The 23,403-nt window shown below is 32.4% G+C and carries 22 protein-coding genes; 16 read left to right on the top strand and 6 right to left on the bottom strand.

Annotation, left to right across the window (positions count from 1 at the left end):
- On the bottom strand, positions 1–1,092 hold the full coding sequence (locus BW939_RS10460) for an MBL fold metallo-hydrolase (protein ID WP_076451983.1): 1,092 nt from the start codon (positions 1,090–1,092) through the stop codon (positions 1–3).
- Between the two features lie 127 nt (positions 1,093–1,219).
- Between BW939_RS10460 and BW939_RS10455 the strand changes: the two genes are divergently transcribed.
- Positions 1,220–2,755 carry a S41 family peptidase gene (locus BW939_RS10455; RefSeq protein WP_076451982.1) on the top strand — a complete coding sequence of 512 codons (1,536 nt, stop codon included), beginning with the start codon at positions 1,220–1,222 and terminating at the stop codon, positions 2,753–2,755.
- Positions 2,756–2,808: 53 nt separating this feature from the next.
- Here BW939_RS10455 and BW939_RS10450 read toward each other — a convergent pair whose 3' ends face one another.
- Positions 2,809–3,402: a hypothetical protein gene (locus tag BW939_RS10450; protein WP_076451981.1), complete on the bottom strand. Its 594-nt coding sequence runs from the start codon at positions 3,400–3,402 to the stop codon at positions 2,809–2,811.
- Positions 3,403–3,418: 16 nt separating this feature from the next.
- Positions 3,419–3,919 carry an RNA polymerase sigma factor gene (locus BW939_RS10445; RefSeq protein ID WP_076451980.1) on the bottom strand — a complete coding sequence of 167 codons (501 nt, stop codon included), beginning with the start codon at positions 3,917–3,919 and terminating at the stop codon, positions 3,419–3,421.
- 321 nt (positions 3,920–4,240) lie between these two features.
- Here BW939_RS10445 and BW939_RS10440 point away from each other — a divergent pair, with 321 nt between their 5' ends.
- Positions 4,241–5,065, top strand: coding sequence for an alpha/beta fold hydrolase (locus BW939_RS10440; RefSeq protein ID WP_076451979.1), 825 nt, complete (start codon positions 4,241–4,243; stop codon positions 5,063–5,065).
- Positions 5,066–5,259: 194 nt separating this feature from the next.
- On the opposite strand, the gene BW939_RS10435 is transcribed toward BW939_RS10440, so the two are convergent.
- Positions 5,260–6,888 (bottom strand): NADP-dependent glyceraldehyde-3-phosphate dehydrogenase, encoded by a 1,629-nt coding sequence (locus BW939_RS10435; protein ID WP_076451978.1) that lies wholly within the window; start codon positions 6,886–6,888, stop codon positions 5,260–5,262.
- A 190-nt stretch (positions 6,889–7,078) separates the two neighbouring features.
- Between BW939_RS10435 and tpx the strand changes: the two genes are divergently transcribed.
- The 14 genes from tpx to BW939_RS10365 all read left to right on the top strand — a co-directional run bounded on the left by tpx (position 7,079) and on the right by BW939_RS10365 (position 22,080).
- Complete coding sequence (tpx, locus tag BW939_RS10430; protein ID WP_076451977.1) at positions 7,079–7,576, top strand: thiol peroxidase; 498 nt, start codon at positions 7,079–7,081, stop codon at positions 7,574–7,576.
- Positions 7,577–7,665: 89 nt separating this feature from the next.
- Positions 7,666–10,002, top strand: a complete 2,337-nt coding sequence (locus BW939_RS10425; protein ID WP_076451976.1) for an adenylate/guanylate cyclase domain-containing protein — start codon at positions 7,666–7,668, stop codon at positions 10,000–10,002.
- Between the two features lie 12 nt (positions 10,003–10,014).
- Entirely contained in the window at positions 10,015–12,069 is a 2,055-nt protein-coding gene (locus BW939_RS10420) for an adenylate/guanylate cyclase domain-containing protein (RefSeq protein ID WP_076451975.1), read from the top strand.
- A 160-nt stretch (positions 12,070–12,229) separates the two neighbouring features.
- Positions 12,230–12,814 carry an HD domain-containing protein gene (locus BW939_RS10415; RefSeq protein ID WP_076451974.1) on the top strand — a complete coding sequence of 195 codons (585 nt, stop codon included), beginning with the start codon at positions 12,230–12,232 and terminating at the stop codon, positions 12,812–12,814.
- Positions 12,815–12,821: 7 nt separating this feature from the next.
- On the top strand, positions 12,822–13,700 hold the full coding sequence (locus tag BW939_RS10410) for a YitT family protein (protein WP_059136649.1): 879 nt from the start codon (positions 12,822–12,824) through the stop codon (positions 13,698–13,700).
- Between the two features lie 88 nt (positions 13,701–13,788).
- A complete protein-coding gene (locus BW939_RS10405) occupies positions 13,789–15,000 on the top strand; it encodes a DUF763 domain-containing protein (protein ID WP_076451973.1) in 1,212 nt (403 codons plus the stop codon).
- Between the two features lie 240 nt (positions 15,001–15,240).
- On the top strand, positions 15,241–15,831 hold the full coding sequence (locus BW939_RS10400) for a Crp/Fnr family transcriptional regulator (protein WP_076451972.1): 591 nt from the start codon (positions 15,241–15,243) through the stop codon (positions 15,829–15,831).
- An 80-nt stretch (positions 15,832–15,911) separates the two neighbouring features.
- Complete coding sequence (locus BW939_RS10395) at positions 15,912–16,316, top strand: VOC family protein (RefSeq protein ID WP_076451971.1); 405 nt, start codon at positions 15,912–15,914, stop codon at positions 16,314–16,316.
- Between the two features lie 186 nt (positions 16,317–16,502).
- Complete coding sequence (locus BW939_RS10390) at positions 16,503–16,940, top strand: VOC family protein (protein ID WP_076451970.1); 438 nt, start codon at positions 16,503–16,505, stop codon at positions 16,938–16,940.
- Between the two features lie 69 nt (positions 16,941–17,009).
- Positions 17,010–17,423: an SRPBCC family protein gene (locus tag BW939_RS10385; protein ID WP_076451969.1), complete on the top strand. Its 414-nt coding sequence runs from the start codon at positions 17,010–17,012 to the stop codon at positions 17,421–17,423.
- Positions 17,424–17,543: 120 nt separating this feature from the next.
- On the top strand, positions 17,544–20,027 hold the full coding sequence (locus tag BW939_RS10380) for a DUF748 domain-containing protein (protein ID WP_076451968.1): 2,484 nt from the start codon (positions 17,544–17,546) through the stop codon (positions 20,025–20,027).
- Between the two features lie 26 nt (positions 20,028–20,053).
- On the top strand, positions 20,054–20,917 hold the full coding sequence (locus tag BW939_RS10375; protein WP_076451967.1) for a VOC family protein: 864 nt from the start codon (positions 20,054–20,056) through the stop codon (positions 20,915–20,917).
- A 202-nt stretch (positions 20,918–21,119) separates the two neighbouring features.
- Positions 21,120–21,548, top strand: a complete 429-nt coding sequence (locus tag BW939_RS10370; RefSeq protein WP_076451966.1) for an SRPBCC family protein — start codon at positions 21,120–21,122, stop codon at positions 21,546–21,548.
- An 88-nt stretch (positions 21,549–21,636) separates the two neighbouring features.
- Entirely contained in the window at positions 21,637–22,080 is a 444-nt protein-coding gene (locus tag BW939_RS10365) for an SRPBCC family protein (RefSeq protein ID WP_076451965.1), read from the top strand.
- 121 nt (positions 22,081–22,201) lie between these two features.
- Here BW939_RS10365 and BW939_RS10360 read toward each other — a convergent pair whose 3' ends face one another.
- Together BW939_RS10360 and BW939_RS10355 are read right to left on the bottom strand one after the other, a co-directional pair.
- Positions 22,202–22,702 carry a hypothetical protein gene (locus BW939_RS10360; protein ID WP_076451964.1) on the bottom strand — a complete coding sequence of 167 codons (501 nt, stop codon included), beginning with the start codon at positions 22,700–22,702 and terminating at the stop codon, positions 22,202–22,204.
- Positions 22,689–23,276, bottom strand: a complete 588-nt coding sequence (locus BW939_RS10355; RefSeq protein WP_076451963.1) for a DUF6915 family protein — start codon at positions 23,274–23,276, stop codon at positions 22,689–22,691. The genes BW939_RS10360 and BW939_RS10355 overlap by 14 nt, the downstream gene beginning before the upstream one ends.
- Positions 23,277–23,403 lie beyond the last annotated feature (127 nt).

Here is a 23,403-nt window from a genome sequence, read left to right as displayed (position 1 = left end):
CTATTCCCACCATTTATCGAAAGGTAAATTTTTATTATTTAAATCCACAACCTGCCCAATTTTTGGCGTGAGGACTGAAAGTTTTTTCTCTTGTGCGTAAGCTGCAACTTTTTGTAAAGGCTCATTCCATGGATGAAGCGCTAATGCAAACTTTCCTGAGTGTACTGGGATAACACTCTGTGCTTTTAAATCTTCAGAAGCCTGAATAACTTCTTCTGGCAACGTGTGAATATACTTCCAAGCTCTGTTATATTGTCCGTTTTCTAATATAGCAAAATCGAAAGGGCCGTGTTTTTCGCCAATCATTTTAAAGTGGCTATCATAACCGCTGTCTCCACCTAAAAATATTTTCATATCTGCACTTTGCAATACAAATGATGACCATAAAGTATTATTTTTATTAAATTTTCGTCCGGAGAAATGTCTCGCAGGTGTAAATGTAATTTGAAGATGGTTTTTCAAAACAAAACTGCCACCCCAGTCTTCCTCAAGAATCTGCTCTTCCGCATAACCCCATTTTTCAAAATGCGCACCTACACCTAATGGAAGAATGACTTGTCTTACTTTATTTTTCAACTTCTTTACAGTTGGATAATCTAAATGGTCATAATGATCATGAGTGATGACGAGATAATCTATTTCCGGCATTAATTGAGGAGTGTAAAAATCTGAACCAGAAAATACTTTGTTGAAAAATTTAAAAGGAGATCCAAATTTACTAAATACAGGATCCACAAGAAAACGTACACCATTGAGTTGTATATAATATGATGAGTGCCCGAACCAGATGAAAATATTTTCGTCTTTACTTAAATTTTTAAGGTCTGTTTCTATAAATGGAATATTTGTTTTGGGTTTTAAATCTGGATTTTTTTTACCGAAAAGAAAATTAAACATCACTTTCGGCATACTTTCACCTTCTGCAAATTGTGGTGTAACGTTAATGTTTTGGAATTGTCCGTTCTTGTAATTTTGTGACAACAGCATTTTTTCCAAGCGCTTTCCTGTGGGTTTTGCACCAAAAACTTCTTGGGATAAAACATAATAAGAAAATCCAGCTATAGCAAGAATCAAAATCAATATATAAAGCATAAACGAGAATTAAACGATTAAAAAAAATCAAATCTACCTTTAAGAACGACTCAGGTGTGAAATTACTTTTTATTTATTTCAGTTTTTGTGAAAACTTTTATATTTTTAAGCATCAAAACTATAACTCTTGAAAAAACTCTCTTTCATCGCATTATTTATTCTCTTGTTTTCCTGTAATTCTGTTCAAAAATACAACCGTCAAAGGGAATCAAAATTAGCACCAAATGAGTTGAAAAACGATGTGGATTATGCCTACAAAAAACTCAAAGAACTTCATCCTAATTTATATTGGTATATATCTGAAAAAGATGTAAACAAAAAATTTGACAGCCTGAAACTGAGCATTACAGATTCACTTTCTCCGGTTGATTTTTATTTTAAAATCCAGCCTGTTATTGCCGATATCAGAGAAGGTCATTTGGCAGTAAGAATTCCTGGGAAAAGATATTCTAGCACAGAAATCCGTACGATGAAGAATAAAAAAAGTTTATTTGGAAGACTTGAGTATTATGTTGAAAACCAAAAGCTTTTTGTTTCTGCAAACAAAGATTCTATAGAAAATATTCTTCCGGGAAGTGAAATTCTCTCTATTAACAGCATTCCTGTTGCAAAATACATGAAAAAATACAGAAAGCTGATGACCAGTGACGGATTTAATTCTACTTTTTACCCTTATTATTTGAAAGATAGTTTTTTTAATTATTATTCTGCAGAAAATGGGTATTTAGACAGTGTGAAACTTGAAACCAGGTACGAAGATGTTACAAAAACAGTACAGCTAAAAAGAGAATCAAAATCTGAAGTTGATAAAGAAAAAGAAAAAACTCAAAAGAAAAAAAAATCAGATAAACGCACAAATGATTATGTTTTAGCAACAGATTCTTACAATAGAAGTTTTAAATTTCTTGATCAAGACAGCACAATTGCATACATAAAAGTGAAAAGTTTTTCAAAATCATTTTCCGAGAGATTTTATAAAGAAACATTTCAAAAAATTAATGATAAAAAATCTACACATCTTGTAATTGATGTACGAGAAAATTACGGAGGCTCACTTTCAGAGATTAATAATCTGTATTCTTATTTAGCTAAAGAACCTTTTGTTTTGGTTAAGAAGCCTGAACTCACTTCGAAATCAAGTCCGTTGAAAACGAATTATTTCAGGAAATCTCATCCAGTAACCTATGTTGTAAAAGCGATCATGTATCCTTTTGTGTTTTTCCGCCAAATTTTGGTCGTGAAAAAAGGAGAAAACGGAAAAGTAAATTATAGAATGAAAGAAAGCAAGGTGACTAAGCCTAAAGAAAATGCTTTTAAAGGAAAATTGTATGTTTTGATAAACGGAGGAAGTTTTTCGGCATCATCTATCATTACTTCTAAACTTAAAAATGACCAAAGAGCCTTATTGGTAGGCGAAGAAACGGGTGGTGCAAATGATGGTACAGTTGCCGGTTTTTACTCTTACCAAAGCCTCCCGCATTCTAAACTCCAACTTCCCATTGGTTTACTTTTAATTCAGCCCAATATTGATTTTACTGAAACTAAAAAAGGAGTTACCCCGAATGTAGAAATTTTAAATTCTTTTGAAGATACACTAGAAAAAAAAGATTCACAGTTGGAATGGATAAAGCTAGAAATTGAAAAAGAAAAATCTGGGAAATAAGGTTAATATAAAGACGGATTAAAAAAAATCCGCCTTTATGCTCTTAAAAAAAACTATTTTTTTAAATCATCAACCAATCCTTTTATTTTATCTATGTATTTACCGTAGAAGATTTTAAACCACCATTTTCCAAAATAGTAAAGAGTGAAAATGCCTACCACCAAAGAGCCAATCGATATGCAAGCAATTTGAATATTGGTAAGCGGAATTGGTCTCGGGATAAATTCTAAAACAATTATCATTTCACAAACTAAAAAAGGTACAAAAGCAATATAAAATGAGAGATAATATTGTTTATTGAGCTCAAGCTGATGAAGAAGGTCTTTCAGGCCATCGTAGGTATTGAGAGATGGATTTCCCATTTCTTTGTACAATTTAAAAAATTTACTAAAGAAAAAAGCAGTTACAAACATCATCGATATAACCAGCAAATTAATGTAAAAATTAAATTTGAAAGGAGCTGGGCTTACCGCCATTAATCCAAAAGCAAAAACAAAGATACCAATGGTGGACCAAAATTCTATCCGCATATTTTTCCGCATTTTTCCGAGTGGAAGATTCAGTGATTTTCTTTGGTTTGTGCTTATTTCAGGCGTGGTTTCAAGGTTTTCCTTATTCCAGGTTTCTTTTAAGTCATCAATATTCATGATAATTATTTTAAGGTTAAAGTAGAGAAGATTGGCTTAAAGCGTCTTTTAATTTATTCTTTGCTCTGTTGATTTTTACACGTACATTTCCTTCAGAAATTCCCATCTGTTCAGCAATTTGTTTTCCCGAAAAATCTTCAAGATAATAAAATATGAAAGCTTTGTCTATAGCATTGAGTTGATTGATAGCGTTATACATTTTGCTAAGTTTTTCTTCCTTTTCAAGATCATATTCATCCTGCACAATTTTATAATTAGAAAAATCTTCATTTCCTATAAATCTTCTTTTCTTTTCAGATTTTAAAAATACAATTGCCGTATTCAAAGCAATTCTATAAAGCCATGTTGAAAACTCAGCATCACCTCTAAACTTCGGGTAGGCCTTCCAAACCTGAAAGATAATCTCCTGAAAAAGATCGGCACAGTCTTCAGAATCGGCCATATACATTTTGGAAATCTTAAAAATGATCCCTTTATGTTTTTCGATACGTTCTAAAAATTCTTTTTCGAAGCTCATGGTTTGTTTTACTCTGATAAGTTAGTGTGCTTTCAAAAAAAATGTTACATGATTTCTAATTAAATTTTAAAAATTAGTATCAATATTATTGAAAACGAAATGCTTAAAGTAATTTTTGTTGCTTTTAAGTTTTTGCAAAGTTTAGAAATTGAAAATACTTTAAAAAATTCAGCTCTTATTTTTTTTTCGAATGATTTTGAAACTTTTCTTTCGTATTCTAATATTTTTTGTCTTTTTTAAGAGGTTTTTTAATTCCACATCAATTTTGATGGCTTAGTATTTGTTGAAAGCTAAATAACATCAAATTAAAAATTTCAAATTATGCCTTACATTACAAAAGAACAAGACAAAGATTTTAAATTGTATTACGAAGACTTTGGTTCCGGACAACCTATTGTGCTAATTCATGGGTGGCCTTTGAGTGGTAAAAGCTGGGAACTCCAGATACCCGCGCTTACGAATTTGGGCTATCGTGTGATCTCTTACGATAGAAGAGGTTTCGGAAATTCTCTGCCTTCAGGGGAACTTTATGATTATAATGCACTCACATCAGATTTACATGAACTCATTGTACAGCTAGAATTAAAAAATGTAATTCTAATGGGATTCTCTATGGGTGGAGGTGAAGTGGTAAGATATTTCACCAATTTTGGGTCAGAAAACATAGATAAAGTTGCATTAATAGCATCAATTATTCCTTTAGTAAAACAAAAAAGTGATAATCCAGACGGAGTTCCAGTAGAAGATTTAAATGGGATTTTAGAAAGTTTGAAAAAAGAAAGAGTGACCTTCTTAGAAACGTTTCATAAGAATTTTTACAATTACGGACTGCTTTCTCAAACGGTAAGTCAAAAGCAGTTGGATTATGACTGGCAAATAGCATCACAAGCTTCGCCTTTGGCAACCTTAAAAACAGCTGAAGCTTGGGCAGATACAGATTTTCGTTCAGAATTGGGTAATGTCAACAAAAAAACGCTAATCGTTCATGGAGACAATGATCAGATCGTTCCGATAGATACATCAGCAAGACAAGCAGCAGCAGGAATTGCAAACAGTGAATTGGTTGTAATTGAAGGAGCCCCGCACGGACTTAATGTAACTCATGCAGAAAAATTAAACGAAATCTTAACAAGGTTTTTAGCATAAAATTATACATCCATACATCAGGAAATCGGGCAAACTAAACAAGTTTGCCCGATTTTTTTAATATGTAAATTTCTTGGGCCAAATCTGCCTGTATTTGGATTGAGCTACACTTTATAGTTGTTTGATTTCATACTAAATTAAAATAAAATCAATGCTTTTTAAGATTTTACTTCTTTTAAATCTGAATCATAAATTTAAAAAAGATAATCTGTACTCAAAAAGTTTGAATCATGATCTCTTACAATAGTATTCAAAAGATTTTTGTTGGATTCTGTTGCTTTAGCAGCTACCAAAGAACGTATTGAGAACGATCGCAAAGCATCAAAAACAGAAAGAGTGCCTTCTGCACTGTCTTTTCGCCCAGTGAAAGGAAATACATCTGGTCCTCGCTGAGCTTGGCAATTGATGTTTACACGACTCACTAAATTAACGAAAGAATCTATCAACTGTGAAACTTCTTTAGCATCTTCACTGAAAATACTTACCTGCATTCCGTGAGATGCATTTATTTGATAATCAATTGGTTCATTGATGTTTTCAAATGGTACAATAGGAATAATCGGCCCGAATTGTTCTTCGTGGTATAATTTCATCTCAGAATTTACAGGAAAAACAACTGCAGGGAAAACAAAAGATTCATCGGTAAAACCACCATTTTCATTCAAAACTTTGGCACCTTTTTGTAGAGCATCATCTATACATTCTTTAAGATATTGTGGTTTATTTACTTCGGGAAGCGGGGTTATTTTTACGTCTTTTTCCCAAGGAAGTCCCGGTTTCAATTCGCGTACAGCATTGCTTAATTTTTGAGTAAACTCTTCCGCAATTTCTTTCTGCACAAAAATTAATTTCAAAGCTGTACATCTTTGTCCGTTAAAAGATAATGCACCCAAAATACACTCACTCACTGCAACATCAAGATCCGCATTTTTCGTTACAATAGCTGCGTTTTTTGCATCTAAACTTAAAATTGCTCTCAAGCGGTTCACTTTTGGGTGTAATTTTTTCAGTCCGTTGGCTACTTTACTAGATCCTATGAATGCCAGAACGTTTACTTTTCCGCTTTCCATAATTGGAGTAATAATCTCTGAGCCTTTGCCATATAAAGTATTAACTGTACCTTTCGGAAAAGCTTCTTTAAAAGCATTCAACAGCGGATAATGTGCTAAAACACCATGTTTTGGAAGTTTAAACAATAGGGTGTTCCCCATAATCAATGCAGGAATAAGCGTAGTAAAAATTTCATTTAAAGGATAATTGAAGGGTCCCATGCTTAAAACTACCCCAAGTGGCGCTCTTCTGATTTGGGCAATTGTACCTTCAGCTTGCTCAAAACGCGAAGATTCTCGGTCGAGATCTTTAAGAGCATCTATGGTTTGATTAATGTAGTCTACAGTTCTGTCAAATTCTTTAGTAGAGTCAGGTAAAGTTTTTCCAATTTCCCACATGAGCAGTTTTATAACTAAATCTCTCTGCTTAATCATGAGATATACAAATTTCTGCATGCATTTTATTCTATTTTCAACAGACATCGTTGGCCATTCTCCAAATCCGCTGTCATAAGCTTTTACAGATGCATCGAGTATTTCTATTGCTTCTTTTACACCAATATTAGGAATGCTGCCCAAAAGTTTCCTTTCTAAACCATTTTCTGTACGGATGTAAACCGGAGAATAAATGGCTGTGGTCTCGCCGTTCCATTGGATAAGTTCCCCGTTGAGAAGATATTCTTTCTGATGAATTTCTTTGATTTTATATTCTTCCGGTATTTCGTTTTCACTTTTAAAAATTTGTCCGAATGTTGAGGCGTTCTCTGAATTCATAAATTTGGTATTTTAATATTTTGTATTTTGAAACATTAAAGTTAAGCGGAAATTTTTGAATTTTAAAGATCGTTTTTACTTGATTTGTTCTATTTTTAAATCTAAATTTTTAAGAATTATTTAACCTTTATCCGAAAGAGAATATTTTTTGATTTGATTAAATTTGAAGGAATATTAAAAAATAAAATTTATGTCTACAATTACATTTAAAGGAACCCCAATAAACACAATAGGTAATCTTCCTGAAGTTGGAAAAAATGCACAAGAATTTACAATGGTTGCAGGAGATCTTTCTGAAAAAAATCTCGCAGATTATACCGGAAAAAGAGTAGTTTTAAATATTTTCCCAAGTATTGATACAGGTATTTGTGCAGCTTCAGCAAGAAAATTTAACGAAGAAGCTTCAGCCCTCGATAATACTGTTGTCATTAATGTTTCAAGAGATTTACCCTTTGCATTATCAAGATTTTGTGCAGCTGAAGGTTTGAAAAACGTAGAAACTTTATCAGATTTTAGAGGGAATTTTGGTGAAGATTATGGGGTGACGATTACAGATTCTGCTTTTAAAGGCTTGCTAAGCAGAGCTGTTGTTGTTTTAGATGAAAAGAGTAAAGTAATCTATACAGAGCAAGTGCCAGAAATAGGACAAGAGCCTAATTATGAAGCTGCAACAGCATCTTTGAAATAAATAGAGCTATTTCTCTATCAATTTAAATCATTCTGTTAGTTTAATAGAATGATTTTTCTATTTTTGTGGGTAAAGGTAATAACCAGCCATTGAAAAATAAATTTACTACGTTAGCATTTATCAGTATTTTCTTTTTAGGAAATACAATTTTTAAAGCCCAAGATTCTAAAGAGATTTTGGAACTGAAGAGTAAGTTAGCTTTAGTGAAAACACATAAAGAGAAAGCTAAAATTTATAATGATATTGGTAGCCTTTATGCAGACAAGAAGATTGATGATAGTGCAATAGCATATTCTAAATTAAGTTTGCCCATCTACGAAAGGTTAAATGATACAGAACAGATTGGAAGAACTAATCTTTTTATTGGCGGTTTGTTACTACAAAAAATGGATGTAGTAAACAGTGAAAGATATCTCATAGAAGGAGAGCAATATCTAAATAAGACCGACAATTACAACAAAAGGGCTTGGACTTACTATTTGTTAGCTACTGTAAATTCCATTAATAAAAAAAATAAAGTAGCTAACGATTATTGTAACCAAATCTTAAGTCTTTATAATCATAAGAAAGTTAAAGATAAGAAAGTTGTTTTAGCAGCGTACCAAAGGTTGTTTCAAAATAACTTTCTTCAAGAAAATGTAGTAGAAGGCTATAAATCTTTGAATACATACATTGAATTTACAAAAAACAATTTTCCGGAATATTTATATGATTCGTATTTTTTCGCAGGAACATTTTATCTTTTAAATAAAGATTTTAAAAAATCATTGAGTTACTTTCAAGAAGCACTTAACGTTGCAAAAAAAAGTAAAAATGAACTTCAAATTGCAAGTTCTAAAATGTTGATAGGAGATCTCTATACTGAAACAAAGCAGTATGAACAAGCAAAATTCTTTCTAAATGATGCTAAAAATTACTTTGAAGAACATCAATTAAATGATAATTTAAAACTTGTTTATTATTATTTCTCAGATGTAAATTACAAACAAAAAGATTACAATAATGCTCAGTTTTACATTAACAAAACTTTAAAATTGAGTAATGAGAAAGACCCAATGTATCGATATTTTACACACCAAAAAGGATTGATTGATTTGAAAACAACAATGCACGATGCTGTTGATTTTAAGGGTAATACAAAAAAAACACAAGAACTTCAAAGACTTACAAGTGAACAGTCTAAAAACTTAGATTATTTTTTAAGTTTAAAAACAGTGGTTCCTTCAGAAATTTTTATTCAAAATTACGAAATTCTTCACGAAGCCTACGAGAAACTGGGAGATTATGAAAAGTCTCTTTTCTATCTTAAGAAGGCAAATGATAAGAATGAGCTAACTTACGGTTTGGATAAGATGAGAAACTTAGCTGAAACGCAGTCTCAAACAGAACTTGTAAACGAAAGAGCAAGAATAAAACTTCAAGAAGAAACTAAACGGATACAACTTCAAAAAGAAATAGAACTGAAAGCACTCCGTTTTGAATTCGAAAAGAAACAAGCCGCTGCCAAAACCGCTGAAGAACGTGAAAGACTTTTGCTGGAAGAAGATGCAAAGCGCAAAGAAATAGAACTTTCTTACACTTATCAAAAAAAGGCAGCAGAACAAAAATATATTCAGGAAAGAAAATTTGCAAACACCGTTCAAGAGAAAAGAAATGCAATTGCTAAAGCAGAATTAGAGAATTCAAAAACACAGAAAAATATGTGGGCAATTGGCGCTGGTTTATCACTTTTATTACTAGGCTTTGCAGGATATTCTTATAATCAAAAACGCAAAGACAATAAAAAAATAGCTGAAGAGAAACAAAAATCAGACGATTTGTTACTCAATATTCTTCCTTTTGAAGTTGCTGAAGAACTGAAAGAAAAAGGAAAAACAAGCGCAAAACATTTCGACGAAGTTTCGGTTCTGTTTACAGATTTTGTCAATTTTACAGCAAATTCTGAGAGAATTGGCGTTCAGGAAGTTCTTAATGAGTTGAATATCTGTTTCACAGAGTTTGACAGAATAATGGAGAAATATAATTTAGAAAAGATAAAGACCATTGGAGATGCGTATTTGGCAGTAAGTGGTTTACCAGTTTCGAATGATCTGCACGCAAAAAATGCAGTGAATGCAAGTTTAGAAATTCTTTCTTATATTCAACAAAGAAAAAAAGACAATCCGAATGCTTTAGATATCAGAATAGGAATTCACTCCGGAGCTGTGATTGCGGGAATTGTTGGCGTTAAAAAATTTGCATACGATATTTGGGGAGACACGGTAAATACGGCTGCAAGAATGGAACAAAATAGTTCTTCGGGTAGAGTAAATATTTCCGAGGCAACTTATCAATTAATAAAAGACGATTTTACTTTTGAGCATCGAGGAAGAATAGAGACTAAAGGTAAAGGAGCAATGGATATGTATTTTGTAAATCAATTTTAAAAATTAATTAATGTGAGAAAAAATCTACTGTTTAAATTTCTATTTTTTACATTGGTTGTATTGCAAACTTTCTCTTTTGCCCAAAATTCTTTTGAAAAACCCAGAGTTTATACAAAAAAAGAAATTAAATCTGGTGCCAAAATTAATGAAGAAAGTAAATTTTATGCAGGAGACAACCCTGCTTTTGCTTCACCGACATTCAATGACTCTTCATGGAAGCATGTCAATTTTAATTCTAAAAAAGTGTATTCCTGGAAAAAATTAGATTCAAGAAAAGGTTCTAAAGAAGATCAGATTTATTGGGTTCGATACTACTTTAAAATAGATTCTGCATCACTTAATGAATCTTTATGTTTTGATATCACTCAGCTTGGTGCTTCTGAAATTTATCTGAACGGTAAAAAAATAGAAAGCATAGGGAAAATTGGGAATGCGAAATCGAGAGAATATAAAATGAAAGAGAAAATTCCAACCATATTTTCTTTCAGTAATACAGAGGTAAATGTATTAGCCATACGATTTTTACCCTTTGTTTCAACTAAAAAAAAGACCGTCAACTTAAGTCCTTTCGCGATAAGTGCAGAGCTTATTTCTGCGAATACATTTATTAAAGATAAGGTAGAAATGTGGAAAGAATTCAATTTCTACACTATGCTGATCTGCGGAATATTTGGCGCACTTGGTTTTATTCATCTGCTGCTGTTTGTTTTTTACAGAAAAGCCATTTACAATCTTTATTTTTCTACTTATAATTTTTCAATTTCTTTAATGAGTTACTTGGTCTTGCTCTTTTCTGAAATGAGTGATCCTTCAATTCTTGATACCTATACCTTTCTTTCATTTCTTGCAATGATGGTTTTTGGAACTTCACTTACAGGTTTTGTCAATACATTATTTGGAAGAACTAAAAAAAGACTGAAAGTAATGTTGATTATCTCCGTTGCAATTTTTATTCTTTACTATTTCAGTGCTACAGCTGCGGCTAGCTTAGCATTTCTTTACTTGGCTTTCGTCGCTTTCGAATCTTTTTATTTAATAGTGAGAGCGATGATCAGAAGAGAAAAGTCTGCTTTTATTGTTGGAGGTGGGGTTTTGGTATTCTTCCTCTTTATTGTAATGGTCATCATCTTCATGTTTTTAAATAAATTGAATACGATTGATATAAGCGAAATTATGGGGGATGATTTCATAGGATATGTGCTGATTTTTATTTTTATCAGCTTTCCTATTTCTATCTCTGCTTACTTGGCGTGGCAATTTGCCTCAACCAATTTAAGTTTAGTAAAACAGCTTGATGAGGTTAACCGACTTTCTGATGTTAATTTAAAACAAGAACAAGAAAAACAACAAATTCTTCAGAATCAAAATGATTTGCTCGAAAAACAGGTTGATGAACGTACTTTTGAATTGCAAAAAGAAAAGCAAAAAACAGAAAACTTACTTCTCAATATTCTTCCACATGAAGTGGCTGAAGAACTGAAGGAAAACGGAAGTTCTGAGGCAAAATATTACGATGAGGTTTCGGTTTTATTTACTGATTTTGTTAATTTTACCCAGAGTTCAGAAAAAATGGGTGCAGAAAAAATGTTGGTAGAGCTCAACGAGTGTTTCACGGCTTTCGATATGATTATGGAAAAACATGGTTTAGAAAAGATAAAAACCATTGGTGATGCTTATCTCGCCGTTTGCGGATTGCCTATGAAAAATGATTGTCACGCTTACCAAACGGTTTTGGTAGCTTTGGATATTATTAAATTTATCGAAGAAAGAAAAAAAACACATCCCGAAGCTCTTGATATCAGAATTGGAGTCAATTCAGGTTCTTTGATCGCAGGAATTGTAGGTGTTAAAAAATTCGCTTATGATATTTGGGGAGACACTGTAAATACGGCAGCCAGAATGGAGCAGAACAGCGAAAAAGGAAAAATAAATATTTCTGAATCTACTTATCAGTTGGTAAAAGACAAAATAGTTTGTGAATACAGAGGTAAAATTCACACCAAAGGAAAAGGCGATATGGATATGTATTTTGCCCTCGAAACTAAAAAAGATGGCGAAATTTCTTAGATTAAAATTAATTTAAAATCTCTGTGGTCTTTCTTTGCTAAGTAGAACGCTTTGCGAACTTAAAAACAGTTAGTAGTCAAAAAATCTTTGCGAACTTTGCGTTTAAATTCCGCACCATTAGAAAGATTAAAATTTTTAAACACATTTTCTATTTTAAAATATGGAATACGAAAAATTAAATACAATAATATTAAAAAGACTCAAGGAAAATCTTCCGGAGCATCTGTCTTATCACAGTGTAATGCATGTGAAAGACGTTATTGAATCGGTAGAAAAAATTGCAAAGTCTGAAAAAGTGAATGAAGAAGATTTACTTTTGCTGAAAACGGCAGCTTTATTTCACGATACAGGATTTTTATATGGTTCAAAAGATCATGAGGCAAAATCATGTGAAATCGCTGAAGAATATCTTTCAGATTACGGATATTCCGAATCGCAGATAGAGAAAATCAAAGGGATGATCATGGCGACAAAAATCCCCCAAACGCCTTATAATCATTTGGAACAGATTCTAGCAGATGCAGATTTAGATTATTTGGGTAGAGACGATTTCTTTGTGATCGGGGATAAACTATTCGAAGAACTATCCATGTTTGGAATCGTAAATTCTGAGCGCGATTGGAATCTGTTGCAGGAGAAGTTTCTGGAAAGTCATCATTATTTTACCGAAACTACCATCAGAAGCAGAAATCAAAAAAAACAGGATAACCTGAATATCATCAAAACAAAACTAAAAAACTACTGATCATCCTATGAGCTCAGCAACCAAACATGGCCCGCTATTTACTGTTTCAGATATTATTTATCTGGTTTTAGGAGTAATCTCAGCGAGTTTTGCTTTAAAATCTTTCCTAGTTCCCAACCACTTTTTAGATGGCGGCGTTACCGGAATTTCACTTTTATTACACGAAGTTTATCATTGGAATCTTGGCGTAATTTTACTGGTTTTAAATATTCCTTTCATCGTTTTGGCATATTTCCAGATCGGGAAACATTTTGCTATCCGAAGTTTTTTGACCATCTTATTAATCATTATAACCATCTATGCTGTTCCTTTTCCTGAATTGACACACGATAAACTTTTAGTCGCCATGTTCGGCGGATTTTTCATGGGAATCGGAATCGGTCTATCCATGAGAGGTGGCGGAACGTTCGACGGAATGGAGGTTTTAGCATTATTAACGTTCAAAAAAAGCAGTTTCAGTATTACTGAGATTATTTTAGGAATGAATGTCATTATCTTCATTATTGCCGCAAAATTCTTGAAAGTAGAAACAGCTTTGTATGCAATTATGACCTATCTGGTAGCAAGTCAGATTACTAAATATGTGATTGAGGGAATTGAAGCTTACACAGGAGTGACCATAGTTTCTGGAAATAGCGAAGAAATCAAAAAAGCTTTGGTCTTAACGATGAATAAAGGAATCACTGTTTATAGAGGAGAAAGAGGTTTTATGAAAGAATCTTTCGAGCAAAGTAGTGACGCAGATATTATTTTCACCATTGTAACTCGTTTAGAAGTCAGAAAATTACAGAATATCGTTCGTGCAATCGATCCTAAAGCATTTATTTTTACACAAACCGTACGAGAACCTCAAGGTGGAATTGTAAAAGAAATTATAAAGCATTAAAGTTTTTAATATTTATGCGTTAAGCCTTATGAAATTTGTTCGTAAGGCTTTATTTTTGTCTTAACCTTAACCTTAACCTTAACCCACAATGAAACGTTCCGGAACTGCAACTTTACCATTACATTACGGAAAAGTCCCGCCTTGGCTCTACGAAAGAATGGCTTTACTGGGGCGTTCTATTGTAGAAGTCATGTTGGCGGATTACGGTAAAAACGAAGTCCTCCGCAGATTGGCAGATCCTTTTTGGTTTCAAAGTTTTGGTGCAGTAATGGGGATGGATTGGCATTCTTCTGGGATAACAACTTCTGTAATGGGCGCTTTAAAACGCAGCATCAATCCAAATTCGAAAGAACTGGGAATTTATATCTGTGGTGGAAAAGGCAGATTTTCCAAAGAAACTCCCAACGAACTTCTTGTTATCGCCGATAAAACAGGATTGAATGGGAACGATCTGGTTCGGGCAAGTAAACTGTCTGCAAAAGTAGATAATACGGCAATTCAGGATGGTTATCAATTGTATCTTCATAATTTTATTGTATCAGATGAAGGAAAATGGGCAGTTGTACAACAAGGCATGAACGATGCAGACGGAACAGCAAGACGCTATCATTGGCATTCTGAAAATATGGAATCTTTTGTTGATGAACCTCACAAAGGAATTCAGGGTGTCAATCGGGGACAGATTCTTAACTTAACTGCAAATGAAGCTCAGAAAAGCAGAGAAGGAATTTTAGAAATTTCTCATACCAATTCAGAAAAAATCATGCAGGATTTTGCTAATTTGATATTGCCTGCTCATCATGACGTTCGTGCTTCTGATGTGGACTTAAAAAAACTGGGAACACTTTTGTACATGACCAGAGAAAATCAGCCAGAGAATTTTGAAGAATTGCTTTTGCTGAAAGGAGTTGGACCGCGTACTTTGCAGAGTCTAGCTTTGGTAAGCGAGGTTATTCATGGTTCACCTTCAAGATTCAGAGATCCTGCGAGATTCTCTTTTGCTAATGGTGGGAAAGACGGTCATCCGTTTCCTGTTCCCATCACAGTGTATGATGAGACTATAAATATTCTGCAAAAAGGAATTGAAAAATCAAAACTGGGAAATTCAGATAAATTGCAGTCTATCAATAAACTTCATACGATTATTTCGGAAGCTGAGAAAAATTTCACTCCCGATTTTGACATCAATGAGGTGATTGAAGAAGAACGTCAAAACTCTTGGCGTTTCGGCGGAAAAACCGTTTTTGGCGATGCTGTACAACCTTCAAAACCGAAACCTATTCAGCTTTCTTTGTTTTAAAATCTCCCCATAAGAATGCTCAAAAACGGGATGCAATTCTAAATAATTTGTTTTAAAATAAACTTCCATAAGCTCATAATAATGCTTCAAACTATATTTTTCATGAGTAAAGGCCAGATTTAAGTAGAGTGTTTACATTATTATGGAATGTTAAAGTCTTTAAAAAGTAAGATCCCAAATCAAAAAATTTCATATTCCAATAAAAATTCTAATTTTAAAGTTTAATAAAACATAATTTGAATGAATACAAAAGCTTTTATCGTTTACTATGATTTTCCTTTTTTCTTCCCAGAAGAGCTTGATGATATAACTAAAGCACATGAAAAAGTAGTTTTCCAAAAGGGAGATTATCTCCTTGAAGAAGGTAAAATGGCAAATGAATATTATATTTTAGAAAAAGGTTTGGTACGTTCTTTTGTTAATGATTTTAATGGTTGTGAGGTTACAACACAATTTTTTGTTGAAAATGAAATCATCATTGATGTATCATCACTATTTCAAAGAATTCCTACACAAGAAAATATTGTCTGCATAACAGATTGCGAATGTTGGAAGCTTGATTTTGAAACTTTCCAGGAATTGTTTCACAGAATACCCAACTTAAGAGAATGGGGTAGATCATGGATGTCCCAAGAACTATTCGCATATAAAAATCGTTCATTAGCTATCTTTACTCTTTCTGCAACCAAAAGGTATCTTAATCTTTTAGAGCAGAAACCACAGGTAATAAAGTTTGCTCCTTTGAAGCAAATTGCATCTTATCTTGGTATTACAGACACTTCACTGAGCAGAATTCGTAAAGAATTGGTTTCTCATCCCCGAAAAACTTAAATCTTGTCTTAGGGCAAGTTGATTTTTAATAATAAGTAAGTAATTTTGGTTAAATCTTTAACCATTAAAAAATTTGGAAAATGAAAATCAATCAAATTTACGTCAATCTTCCCGTAAAAAATATTCTTAAAACAAAGGAGTTTTGGAGTAATCTCGGTTTCTCAATCAATGAGCAGATTTCCGATGAGAGAGCAGTTTGTATTGTGATGAGTGATACTATTTTCGTGATGTTTATTACCGAAGAATATTTTCAGACTTTTTCTGAAAGACCAGTTCCTAAGGGCGATACAACGCAGGTTTTGGTTGCTATTAGCTTAAATAGTCGTGAAGAAGTTGATGATATTGTAAACAAAGCTATTGCCAACGGTGCAACCCAGCACGAGGAACCACAGGATTATGGATGGATGTATCAAAATTCTTTCTGGGACATCAACGGACATGGCTGGAACGTCACTTTTGCCGATATGTCTCAAATGATAAATTAATCGTTCAGCATTTGCTATACATATTTGTGAACGAAAAGCCGTCAAAAAAAGATTATAGAAAATCTTTTCAGTTACTCGCATTAAAAATCGTAATCGTATAAATATTAGCATTAATTTCAATTATTATTTTATTAGTGAAGAGGTTTTTGCTATTTGTATTAAAAAAATAACTAAAAAAATAAAATTATGCCTAAATTAAATCCTTACCTCAATTTTGACGGTACAGCAGAAGAAGCTTTCATATTTTATAAATCTGTTTTCGGAGGTGAATTCGTTGGAGGAATTCGCAAAATGGGCAATGCTCCTGGAACCGAAAATTTATCAGATGAAGAGAAAAACAGAGTGATGCACATTGCACTACCAGTGGGTGGCGATCTTTTGATGGCATCGGATATTGTGCCATCATTCGGACAGAATCTTAAGATGGGAAATAGCAATTACGTCTCTGTTTTCCCAGATTCAAGAGAAGAAGCCGAAAGAATTTTCAAAGCATTATCAGAAAATGGGAATATAGAAATGCCACTAGAAGATCAGTTTTGGGGAGATTATTTCGGTAGTTTTCAGGATAAATTCGGAGTGTACTGGATGGTGAATTTTTCTACTGACATAGGATACGAAGGCTGAAAAATTAACGCTATATTTAATGAATAAAAGGGTAACGTAAATTGGCCTTTTTTTAAACAAACAAAACAAATGGATAAAATAAGAATAGACATTACGATTTTAGAAAACGTAGAAAAAGTTTGGGATTATTATAATGAGCCTAAACATATTGTAAAGTGGAATTTTGCTCACGAAAGTTGGCATTGCCCAAGTTCAGAAAATGATTTGAGAATAGGCGGGAAATTTAACAATAGAATGGAAGCAAAAGACGGCAGTTTTGGTTTTGATCTTATTGGAGTATACGATGAAATTGTTGAAAAACAATTGATTAAGTACCACCTGGAAGACCAAAGGAAGGTAGAAGTTATTTTCGAAAAACTGGATGATAAGACAACGAAAGTTAAAATAAATTTTGATCCCGAAAAACAAAATTCTTCAGAAATGCAGCGTGATGGTTGGTATGCAATACTGAATAACTTTCATAAATATACTGAAAACAACTGAATTTAACATAATAATTTCATTTATTATATAGTGTGGAATGAGATTTGGAAATGTAAAAGAATTGCTAATACATTAATAGAAATTCAATGAATTTACTTTACAAATTAATCATCACAAAAAATGGAAAATAAAACAGTAAAAAAAACCAGAAAACCAAAAAAAAATATACTGATTGCAGTGGGAATATTTGCTGTTTTGATACTCTCATTTCCATTTTTGCTTACTATTTACCTAAAACATAAACTTCCTGATTTGGTAAATGAAAAAACAAATTACCAACTGAGTCTTAAAGATTTTGATATCAATTTGTTTAAAGGAAATATTTCCGCAAACGAACTTGTAATAAAAACAAAACCTACAAAAGATACCACTGTTACTCAAATCAATGGCACTATAAAAAGTTTAAATGTTGAAAATTTTGGGATTTGGAAAGCTATTTTTAATACATCTTATCATGCTGATGATATATCATTAATAGATCCCCAGATTACTGTACTTATCGGGAAATCAAAAGAAAAAAGTAAGTCTCCTAAAAAGAATGTAGACTTTGGAGTTAAAAATATTTTGGTAACCAATGGAAATTTCTCAGTAAAAGGAAGTAATAAGAAAGACCTTTTTAATGGTAAAAACGTCAACATTAATTTAACAGAAATCAGTCAAAAAAATGACGTTTCTATGCTTCCCGTAGCCTATAAAAATTTTAAAATAGACGCCCAAGATATTGTAATCACAGTAAATGAATTTTACCAGATTTTTGCAAAAAAAATTGATGCCAAAAACAAACAGTTCACTATTTCAGAATTTCATCTAAAGCCAATTGAAAATCCTTATTTGTACAATGCAAAAAATGTTTTTGATTTTAAAGTAAATCAACTTTCTGCCCATAATTTCGCAATCGAAGAAGATTCTCTTATCATCGAAAATGCGAAATTTGGCAAACCACAATTAATTGTAACGTCAACCAACAAAAAAACGGTAAAAGAAAACCAAAAGGAAATTAATCTAAAAATAGGGATCAAAAATCTAGATTTGCAGGAAGGTTCGGTGCTCATTCAGCAGCAAGATAAAACGAAAACAGCTTCTATAGATAATTTTCATGTAAATTTGAAAGATATAGTATTTGATAAAAATACAGTTAAAGAAAAATTGCCTTTCAAGTTTTCTACTCACAATGTGGAATTTAAAAACATTTATTTTAAAGCAAATCCATTACAAGAGGTAAGTGTAAAAAAAATAAGTTCCAACAATTCGGATATTTTTATTACTAATGCCGAGTTCAGGGCACTTGGAAAAAGCAATTCTAAAGATGTTTATAATATTAAAACCGATAAAATAGAGATATTAAATAACAAATCTAAATTTGTAGGGCAACAGTTACAATTGAATCTTAATAAAATCAACATCTATCGTCCTGATATTGAAATTATTGCCGCAACCGGGAAAAAAGCAGTTTCGCAGAAATCTAAAGGTGAAAGCCCCGATTTGATGGCAAATGTAAGCTCACTAAACTTAATCAATGGAAGTTTCAGCCAAACGAAACAAGGCGCCCAAAAAATGAAGATTAGAAAATTTAATGTTCAATTAAATTCAATTACAACCAATAAAGAAATCCTTAAAGAATCAATTCCTTTTCATGTGAAAAACAGAATTGTTACCGCTGAAAAAATAGATATTGACGCGGGAAAATATTATCTACTCAAATTAGATGAAATTAAAAACACGGATAAAATAACCCAAATTCGTAATTTTGCATTTCTTCCAAAATACTCTAGAAATCAATTTAATAAAATGATTGCTGTAGAAGAAGATTTGTACACTATAAAAATTAAATCCTTAAATATTAAAGATAAAAATTCTATAATTGGAGGGAAAACAATCATCGATCTAGAACAGATTGTAGTGGATGGAATAAACTGCAATATTTATCACGATTTGGCTCCTCCGGATGACATTGCGATTCGATACATGTTTAGCAAAAAACTTCGAGATGTGAAATTTCCTTTTTATGTGAAACAGATTGATATTATAAACTCTAAACTTACTTATGAAGAAATTGCTGAAAAGGCCCAGATTCCAGGTAAAATTACTTTTGATAATTTCAATGCGAAGATCAAAGATGTTAACAATGCAAAGATAACAGGGAAACCTACAATGATAAAAGTAGATTCTAATTTTGATTTTTTTGGCGACGCACCTACAGATATTCATTGGAACTTTGATGTCGCCAACAAAAATGACGATTTTGCAATCAACGGAACGATTAAAGATTTATCTATAGAAAACGCAAATCTTTTTGTGAGACCTTATCTTAACGTAAGCCTAGACGGTAAAATCAATTATTTAAAATTTGATTACACCGGAAACACTAATAAAATAGGCGGAAAATTCGGTTTTAACTATACCGATATGAACGTGAATTTTTTGAATAAAAATACAGGAAAAGAAAGAAAAGTACTTTCAGCAATTGCTAATATTTTTGTTAAAAATAACTCTAAAGGAGAGCCGGATCATGTGGAAGTAGATAAAGATCGTGATCCCAACAAAAGTTTCTTCAATACTCTTTGGCAGGGGATTATGGAAGGACTGAAGAAATATTTGATTTAATTTTTTATAAATAATAAAACTCAATAATGAATAACGATATTTTCCCATGTTTATGGCACAATGAGGATGCAAAACAAACCGCAGAACGATATTGCAGAATCTTTAACGGAAAAATCACTGCGGATACTCCTGTAGTTTTGAATATTGAGCTTTTCGGGCAGAAAATTATGCTTTTAAACGGGGGGCCGCAATTTAAAAAAAACGCCTCAGTTTCTTTTATGGTCATGTGTGAAACGCAAGATGAGGTACAAAATTATTGGAATCAATTAGCTGACGGAGGAATTGTTTTAATGGAACTTGGAGAATATCCTTGGAGTAAAAAATACGGGTGGGTTCGGGATCAGTTTGGTGTAACTTGGCAATTGTGCTTGGCAGAAAAGCAAGGTACACAAAGAATTATTCCTACATTAATGTTCATTCATCACAATAACGGAAAAGCTTTGGAAGCGATGCAATTGTACACAAGAACTTTCCCAAATTCTAAAATTGGTGATGTTTTGAAATATGGAGATGGAGTAGGAAATGAAAATCACGAAGTTCCAGAAAATATACAAAATGCCCATTTTGAAATAGATAATTACAGCTTTTTCTGTATGGATAATTCTTATGACCATCAATTCGATTTTAATGAAGGAATTTCAATGGTTGTAATGACTCATAATCAAGAAGAAACAGATCATCTTTGGAATTCTTTAACAGAAAATGGGGGCGTAGAACGTAGCTGTGGCTGGCTGAAAGATAAATTCGGAATGAGCTGGCAAATTATACCCAAAAAATTAATAGAATTGATGAGCGATCCCAATCAAATGAAAGCTCAGAAAGTTGTTCAGAAAATGATGGAAATGCAGAAAATTGTAATTAAAGACTTGGAAGAAGCTTATAATTCTTAACTTTTTAACGGTAAATGGAAGCTGAGTATTAAATATGGTTTTGGGATGTTAAAAAAAATCAAACATTAATCTTTAACTTTTATTTTACTGTAATCTAGATATTTAAGAATATTTTTTTTAATTATATCAAAATCCTTCACATCAACGATAGGTAATCATGACAGGGTAAATAATTTTCCCTAAACCTTAAAATCAAAAAAATATGGAATTTATAAAATTTGAAATAACAATAGATGCTGCACCCGAAAAAGTTTGGAACGTGCTTTGGGACGAGTTTTCATACCGTCAGTGGACATCAGCATTCTGCGAAGGCTCTTTCTATGTAGGTACCTTGGAAGAAGATAGTAAAGTACAGTTTTTAGATCCAGATAACAACGGAATGTTTAGTAAAGTTGTGAAAAATATTCCTGCTAAGGAAATGGTTTTTCTGCATTTAGGAGAAATTTACAGCGGAATTGAAACCCCGATGGATTGGGGCGATGCAACAGAATCTTATTTACTTGAGGAAACCGAATATTCTACAAAACTAACACTAGAAATCAATACTTCAAAAGAATTTAAAAGTTTCTTTGAAGAGAAAGTTCCTTTGGCAATTCAGAATGTGAAAAATTTGTCTGAAAATCAGTTGTAAATGATAAGAACCAGACAAATTGTTTCGATTTTTGCGCTCAGTAATTTGTATATGAAAATACGTGATTAAAAATAATAAAACTTAAAATATGGAAACTTTATCTTACGAAATCATAATAGATGCTCCTAAACAAAAAATCTGGAACACGCTTTTCGGAACCGAAACCTACAGCGAATGGACTCAATTTTTCGGTCCGGGTTCACAGATGAAAACCGATTGGAAAGTTGGCGGAAAAACCTATTTTGTAAACCCTAAAGGTGCAGGAATGATTTCTACAATAGACAGTATTGAAGAGCCAAATCAGATGATCTTTAAGCACCTCGGAATGGTTGATGAAAATGGAGTAGAAGACACCGAAAGTATGGAAATAAAGCAATGGAGCGGCTGTTTTGAAAAATACATCCTCATCGACTATGATGGCAAAACAAAACTTCATGTGGAAGTACAGACCGAGAAAGATTGGCAAGAACACATGGAAAACGGTTTTACAAAAGGGTTGGAAGTGGTGAAAAATCTTTCGGAATCGAAGTAAAAAATCTTATAATTATAATACAATTATTCAACCCTGCCAGCATTTCAAACGCTGGCAGGGTTATTTGTAGTAATAGATTTTATAATTTGTAAAAGTTCAAAGTAAAAAAAAAATTAGGGGCTCAAATCTGAAATAGTTTTTCAATCTTCTTTTCTGTCTCGGCTTCAGACCATATTTCTTCTTCTTTTTCTTCGTCATAATCTTCCATAAATCGTAGAGTTGACCAAAAATTTGCGACAACTTTATTATTTTCAATCATCAGAAAACCTTCACCATGCATCTCAAATTCACCAGCGTCGGGGATTTCCAACTTTAAAATAAGATATTCTTCCAGTTCCCAAAATTCTTCATTGTCAAATGTATTTTCGTATCCTTCAAAATTTAAAAAAGCCTCGTCATTACCACTATCCCATGAAAATTTTAAACGGTTATTTTTAGACCTGATCAAATTCACAAACCTGTCTTTCACCTTGATTTCGAGTTCATTTGTTCTTAATAACTGCTCTTTTTCCCAGCCATCAAGATTGTCATCCGTTAAAGGTTGAAAAGTTTCCAGATCCGTTGCGTTGGGGAAATTGTTTTTCTTTGAAAAGAGATTTGAAAAAAAATTAAATATGCTCATCATTCATTTGTTTTAATTCTTCCATATTCGGCGTGAATTCCCATTTTTCTTTAAGTTTAATATACTGTAAAAGTTCGTTTATGTTTTTATTTTCCACAAGTTTTGATAATTTTAAAGCGTAATCAGAACCAAGAACCTCCTTGGCTAGATAGATTCCGAAATTGCTGTGCGTGATGATAAGTGAAGATTGTAATCCCGACATCATCAATGGTTTCATTAAAAAGTCATTCAAAACCTGATCATCCGTTGTTATCAATTCAAAATCTTCAAAAATTTTTTCATCAGCATATTTAAACCAGTTAATAAGGGTAGGAACTATACCGAAAAGATCTTCTTTGCAATGCTCAGCAACAATGTCTCTTACAAGAATTTTTTTTCCGTCACTGTTGGTTACTAATTCTCCAAATTTAGAAATACATATCTCCATTCCATAAGTATTGTGAAGGAGAATACGGTGCTTCAAATGATAATAAAAAAGCTTGCTGGAATCTAAAAACTTATGAACAGGCAAATAATCTTCAGGATTGCCGCCAAATTTTTTCCTTGATAAAAGACTGTGTTTCCAATAGTTCATCTGGTATTTTTTGTGAAATTATTATTTTTAGTACTAATCTCAATATTTTATCAATTTATTTTTTTATTTAAATATAAATTTGTGCTGTTACTCAATTTTTTTTAAAATCATTAAAGTAAAATAAAAA

The sequence above is a fragment of the Chryseobacterium piscicola genome (assembly GCF_900156685.1).
GTDB classification, from domain to species: domain Bacteria; phylum Bacteroidota; class Bacteroidia; order Flavobacteriales; family Weeksellaceae; genus Chryseobacterium; species Chryseobacterium piscicola.
This window is presented reverse-complemented; position numbering and strand designations above follow the sequence as displayed.